Genomic DNA, 5,698 nt, shown 5'->3' on the forward strand with positions numbered 1-5,698 from the left:
GGAGATGCCCTTGATCCAGTTGACGATGAGCGACGGGGCGTTCTTCGGTGGACTTCCGATGAACAGGTGTACGTGATCGGGCATGACTTTGCACTCGACCAGTTCGAGGCCCTTGTCCTCACAGATTTCCGCGAAGATGGTTTCGAGACGTCCCTTCGTCTCCCCCGTCAGGTGCGAAAGCCGATATTTCGGTACGAACACTATGTGGTAGTAGAGTTCATATTTCGCGTGACGGGTACTCTTTACTATCTATGTATACTATCACGGTCGGGCGGCTTAAAGACTGCGTTGGAACCCCGTCTATGCCATTGACGGCGGTTGAATACTGTTGGTCGGCTTCATCCCCGCGCTGAAGCGCGAGGCTTTCGCCTCGTATTTTCCGTAAGCGCGGTTCGGTCCCCGATCGCCGTCCCGCTTATCCGAACGTCAATGGCTCCGCCTCCGCCCACTGCGGCTCGAACTGGTCTTTGACGCTCGCCGCGAACTCCGCGTCCTTCACGTCGATCATCGCGAACGGCTCGTCGACGGAGAGCGGGTGCGGCACCTCGATACACACCTCGATCCCGTCGAACACGGAGAAGGTCCCGTCGACGCCGGCGATCGTCCGTACCTCGAACCCCGGCATGTCGGAGAGCTCGGCGGTGTACCGCCGGCCGACGCTCCGCGGGAGCGCGTCGACGGTCTTCGGCGACAGCAGCACGCGGATCTCTACCCCGCGGTCCAACGCGGCCTCCAGCTCGTCGGTCACCCGGTCGCCGATCGTCCCGAGGTCGAAGCCGGTCGCGGGCGCGCCGGCGACGACGACCATCCGGCGTTCGGCGGCCGCGATCCGCTCTAAGAGGAGGTCGGTGGCGTCTTCCGCGCCGACGGCCGCGGTCCAGAACTGCCCGTCGACGGGCTCGCCCGTGTCGAGCTCCGTCGAGAGGTCCGACACGACCTCCTCGTACTGCTCGGCCTGCGTCTCGAGCTCTCGCTTCTTCTCCTCCAACAGCCGGTCGAGCGCGGCGTCCGGCTCCACCGCCGCGTACTTCTTCGGTCGGCTGGCCGCCTGACTCCGGACCAGGCTGTGCTGCTCCAAGCTGTTGAGCACGTCGTACACCCGCCCCATCGGGACCTCGCTGGCCCGCGAGAGGTCCTTCGCCGTCGTCGGCCCGGTGCGCAAGAGCGCGCGGTACGCGCGGGCCTCGTACTCGGAGAGCCCCAGGTCGCGGAGAGATGCCATACCCACCCATCCGTCGGGATCCGTATAAACACGTCGGCGGTTTACACAGGGTCTCGGTGGTCGTCGAGCGCGACCGCGTGCAACGCGAACGTGCCGGTACCGGACCGCGTCGCCGGTTTCGAGAGCGCCCCGCGCCCCGGGAGCGTCACTCGACCGTCTCGGCGACTCGCGTCATCAACTCGTCCGGTGTTTCCGCGGGCTCGGAGGCGGCGTCCCCGGCGAGCACGACAGCGGCCCCCGCCGGCACCGACCGGGGCGCGGGCGCGTCTTCGCGGTGGGCGTTCGGGACGACCACCTTCTCGTGGTCCGCGACTCGCCACGCGGCGCGGTGCAGGTCGCTCCCCGGCTCGTCGCCGACCGCGACGACGGTGGTGCCGCGGAGGAGCCGCCCCGCGAGGCTGCCGTACCCGGCGACCTGCACGCTCAGGCGCTCGGTCGCGCCGGCGAACGACTCGGCCGTCTCGCGGGCGACCGACTCGTAGCGCTCCGCGCCGGTCAGCGCCGCCAAGTCGAGCAGCGCGGTCGCCATCTCCACGTTGCCGTCGAGCGGACGGAAGGGGCGGTCGAGCAGCCCCGCGCCCGAGCGCGGCCCGTCGACGAAGGAGCCGTCGACGTGCAGTCGGTCGATCGCTCGGTCCGCGACCGCGCGGGCGACGGCGGCCCCCTCGCCCAGCACGCCGGCGGCGCGGGCGTACGCGCTCACGACGCGGGCGGCGTCGGCGAGAACGTCCGTCTCGCCGACCTCGTCGCTCCCGCGGTAGCGGGTCACCGCGCCTGAGTCGGTGTCGATCAGATCGCGTTCGAGTCCGTCGAGGATCCGCTCGGCGTACTCGCGGGCGCGTTCGTCGTCGGTGTAGGCGGCGACCGCGAGCAGGGCGTCGGCCGCGAGTGCGTTCCCGCCCGCGAAGACGGTGAGGTCCCGGCGGGGCGAGTCGAGCTCATCGCGGTCAGCGGCGGCGGCGGCGTAGTAGGCGCGCCCGAGCCCCGGCCCGACGCTCCCGCCGACGCCGTAGCCGGTCCAGAGGTCGTCGGTGAGAAAGTCGACGGCGTCGCTCGCGGGCTCCAGGTACGCCTCGTCGCCCGTATAGAGGTAGGCGTTCGCGAACGCTCGGGTGACGGCGGCGTTCGTGTCGATCGGCTTCTCGTAGGCCACGTCGCCCCAGTCGGGGGTCCCCGCGAACCGGAAGAAGCCGCCGGCCACGTCGTCGGCGAGGTGGTCGCGCACCGCGTCGAGCGTCCGGAGGGCGCGGTCGCGGTCGCGCTTCAGCGCGAACTCGACGGTGCGAGGCAGCGGGAACTTCGCGTCCGACCCCCAGCCGGCGTACTCCTCGTCGTACTTCACTTCGATCTGGCCGGCGAGGTGGCTCTCGATCGCGTCCGATAGCTCCCCGCTCGGGGGGAGGTCGGCGTCGAGCGCGCGCGGAACTCGGCCGGCGTCACTGCCCTTCTCGGCCCACATCTGTCGGACCGATTCGAGCACCTGTCGCATCCCGTCCACGTCGAGGTAGCCCGCGCCGGTGAGCAGTTTCCCGTCGGGTGTGAGGAAGGCGGTCGTCGGAAATCCGCCCATGTTGTACCGCTCGCGCACCCGCGGGTGGCGGTCGACGTCGACGCGGACCGGGACGAACCCCTCGTTGACGTTGGCGGCGATCCGCGGCTCCGCGTAGGTGATCGCGTCCATCTCGTGACAGCCCTCACACCAGGTGGCGGACAGCGAAAGCAGGACCGGACAGTCCCGCTCGTCGGCCTCGGCGAAGGCCTCGGCGCCCCAGTCGCGCCACTCGACGTGCGTCTCGTCGGTCATACCGTCAGTCGGGCCGGCCGGTGGGTAAGCGCTTCGAGAGCGATCGACGGACGGGCGACTCGTCGGCCGGAGCGGAGGGCGTTCGGTCGTCTCGCGGTTCGACTCGGAGGGCGCGGCGGCCTCAGCGCTTGTGGTCGTGACCGATCGCGAGCGCGATCGCGTTCGCGAACAGCAGCCCGACGAACAGCAGACCGGTGGTCCCTTCGAGCCCCATGTAGAGGAGCACGGGGTACGTGGCCGGGATGGCGACCGCCGCCCAGAAGGCGGCGGCCTTCACCGTTCCGGTCATCAGTCCGGCCACTTGCCGGCCGGATCCGAGGCGCGTTGAAGCGGGGGATGACATGGACACCTCTTCCTACAACGGGTGACCTCATATAGCCCGCAGAGGGTTCGGACGATTTTACCACGTTTTCTCGCGGGTCCGCGACGTTTTAAAACGGCCTCAGAAGCGATTTAACACTTTATCGAGCTTCATGAAGCTTTTTCACCGGCTGACGACGATCGTCGATGTGACGGTTCGATCGACGCCGACTGGCGGTGCGGACCGGCGGTCGACCCCGGGCGACGCCCGAACCGGAACCGACGCCCGGGCCGGAATCGACGCCGCCGTAGCACAGAGAGTCGTTTGCGCCTACGGGAAGCCCTTATGTAGGGCCGTCGTAGCGACGCCCGTTATGACCGAACTCACGCGTCGGACGGCCCTCTACGGCATCGGTACCGGAAGCGCCGTCGCCCTCGCCGGCTGCGTCGACGATGTCGATCCCGGTGCGGGAGACGGGAGCGACGGGAACGACGGAGACGGGAGCGACGGGAGCGACGGAGACGGGAGCGACGGCGGGTCCGGCGTCACCGACACGGCGACCCACCAGGTCGGCTCGGCCCTTTCGGGTCCCTCGTGGGACCGCGAGTCGCGGCGCGGCTTCTGCACGCTGTTCACCGACGAGGACGAGACCCGGTGGCCGTTGGACGAGGGCTCCGCGGAGACGAGGGAGTTCGTCGAGGCGACCGACTTCTCGTCGTCCGTGCTCGCGTACGTCGAGTCGGTCGGGCCGACCACCTGCCACAACCGGATCGACTTCGCCGACGTCGGCGTCGAGGACGGCACGCTGGTCGGGAGCGCGACCGTCCGGAACACCGCCGCGGACGACGAGGCCTGCGGCGAGGCGATCACCTTCTCCGCCGCGCTGCTCCGGGTCACCGCCGATCCGCTGCCGGACGCGATCCGGCTGTCGGTGACGAACGGCTGGGGGGAGACCGCGGAGCTGACCGGTGACGACGGGGCCCTCGACCCGGAGGCGCTCCCCGGCGGCGTCCGCCCCGACGGCGAGCCGTCGTCCGTCCCCGCGACGTTCGAGTGCGGCGACGAGGGGTTCGAGCGCCACCCGCAGATGTACGAGGGCGAGGTCAACTGGGGCGGCGGGGGCGGGGCCGGCAGCGACGCGGGCGGCGACGGCCCGCTCGCGCTCCGCGTTGTGACCGACACGAGCGATGACGGGGGGAGCGACGACTTCGCCGTCGCTCGCGGCGACCGGTTCCGGATCGAGCTGACGAACGTCTCCGGCCGCACGGCGTACGTCGGGAACCAGGGGAAGTACAACCTAGGAATCCGCACCGAGGAGGGGTGGACCGAACTCCGCGGGACCGACGGCGACGCGACCTTCGGCTACACCGACGAGGCGATCGGCGTCGACCCCGGCGAGACGCTCGACTGGGAGTTCGAGATGACCGAGTCCGGGCTCGTCGAAGGCGGGCCGCACGCCGATTCCCTCCGGGTGTGTCCGGATCTGGTTCCCGGTCGGTACCGATTCGTCTTCTTCGGCGCCGCCGACCTCGCCGTCGCGTTCGACTACGTCGGGTAGCGCGGTCGAGTTCGGAGCGCCTTCGAAGCGCCGGCGTCGATCGTTTATCAAGAACGAGGCGGTGGCGTCGCCGGCGGCGTTGTCGCCGGCTGCAAGCGAGAGCTACGCTCTCGTCCTGCGCGCCGCCGAGCGCCCGCAGGGCGCGAGGTACACGCGCGAGGGAGTCGCTCGCCGGAGGCGAGCGACGAGGCAGGGGAGGCGTGAGGCTGCGGTCCCGTGAGCGACCGAAGGGAGCGAGCGGGAGCACGGAAGTCGCAGCCCGCGCAGCGAACGCAGTGANGAGCGACCGAAGGGAGCGAGCGGGAGCACGGAAGTCGCAGCCCGCGCAGCGAACGCAGTGAGCGAGCAGGAACGTCTTCCGGTGGTTGCTGTGCAGGGCGGGGCGGGATTCAAAGGGGCAGTCGCGAGGACGCAACACGCTGCAGCAACACCGCAGGAACGAGCGGAGCGAGTGACGCGGAGCGCAGCAAAGCGCGCGAGTCGTCGCGACTGGGGCTTGGAGACGTTCGCCGCCGATCCGCAGTTAGCTGTTTATAAACGAGCGGCCGGGGCGTTGGGTCCTCGTCGTCGATCAGCGAGTCGTCGATCAGTTATAGAGATTCGAGGAGAATACCTGCAGCTTTAGCCGCAGGATGAATCCGACAGAACTCTACACGAACCACGGTTCGGTGGTATCACCGAGTTTCCAAAGTCCGCAGTTTCAAGTGGTGTCAGTTCGTATCACAGGGTAAGGTCAGGTCGGAACGGAGCGATTCCGAACGGCCTTCGGAGGCGGCCTCGCCGCCGCTAATGAGACAATATCCGAAACACCTA

5 protein-coding genes are annotated in these 5,698 nt (G+C 69.1%); 1 reads left to right on the plus strand and 4 read right to left on the minus strand.

From position 1 onward, the window contains the following. From tnpA to C468_RS04280, 4 genes are all read right to left on the minus strand, one after another. Nucleotides 1-249 (minus strand): IS200/IS605 family transposase (tnpA, locus tag C468_RS04265; protein ID WP_049912004.1); only part of this gene is annotated, 249 nt, incomplete at its 3' end. Nucleotides 250-415: 166 nt separating this feature from the next. Then, nucleotides 416-1,222 (minus strand): TrmB family transcriptional regulator, encoded by an 807-nt coding sequence (locus tag C468_RS04270; protein ID WP_008847639.1) that lies wholly within the window; start codon nucleotides 1,220-1,222, stop codon nucleotides 416-418. A 145-nt stretch (nucleotides 1,223-1,367) separates the two neighbouring features. Beyond that, nucleotides 1,368-3,026: a DUF255 domain-containing protein gene (locus tag C468_RS04275; RefSeq protein ID WP_008847640.1), complete on the minus strand. Its 1,659-nt coding sequence runs from the start codon at nucleotides 3,024-3,026 to the stop codon at nucleotides 1,368-1,370. A gap of 121 nt (nucleotides 3,027-3,147) precedes the next feature. Continuing rightward, nucleotides 3,148-3,315: a hypothetical protein gene (locus C468_RS04280; protein ID WP_008847641.1), complete on the minus strand. Its 168-nt coding sequence runs from the start codon at nucleotides 3,313-3,315 to the stop codon at nucleotides 3,148-3,150. A gap of 385 nt (nucleotides 3,316-3,700) precedes the next feature. Between C468_RS04280 and C468_RS04285 the strand changes: the two genes are divergently transcribed. Continuing rightward, entirely contained in the window at nucleotides 3,701-4,885 is a 1,185-nt protein-coding gene (locus tag C468_RS04285; protein ID WP_008847642.1) for a hypothetical protein, read from the plus strand. Nucleotides 4,886-5,698 lie beyond the last annotated feature (813 nt).

This window comes from Halorubrum kocurii JCM 14978 (assembly GCF_000337355.1).
In the GTDB taxonomy this organism is placed as follows: domain Archaea; phylum Halobacteriota; class Halobacteria; order Halobacteriales; family Haloferacaceae; genus Halorubrum; species Halorubrum kocurii.

What these genes read in the sequence shown, in the direction of transcription:
- C468_RS04280 (WP_008847641.1), bottom strand. Translation starts at nt 3,315, where the DNA reads ATGACCGGAACGGTGAAGGCCGCCGCCTTCTGGGCGGCGGTCGCCATC.
- C468_RS04270 (WP_008847639.1), bottom strand. Translation starts at nt 1,222, where the DNA reads ATGGCATCTCTCCGCGACCTGGGGCTCTCCGAGTACGAGGCCCGCGCG.
- C468_RS04285 (WP_008847642.1), top strand. Translation starts at nt 3,701, where the DNA reads ATGACCGAACTCACGCGTCGGACGGCCCTCTACGGCATCGGTACCGGA.
- C468_RS04275 (WP_008847640.1), bottom strand. Translation starts at nt 3,026, where the DNA reads ATGACCGACGAGACGCACGTCGAGTGGCGCGACTGGGGCGCCGAGGCC.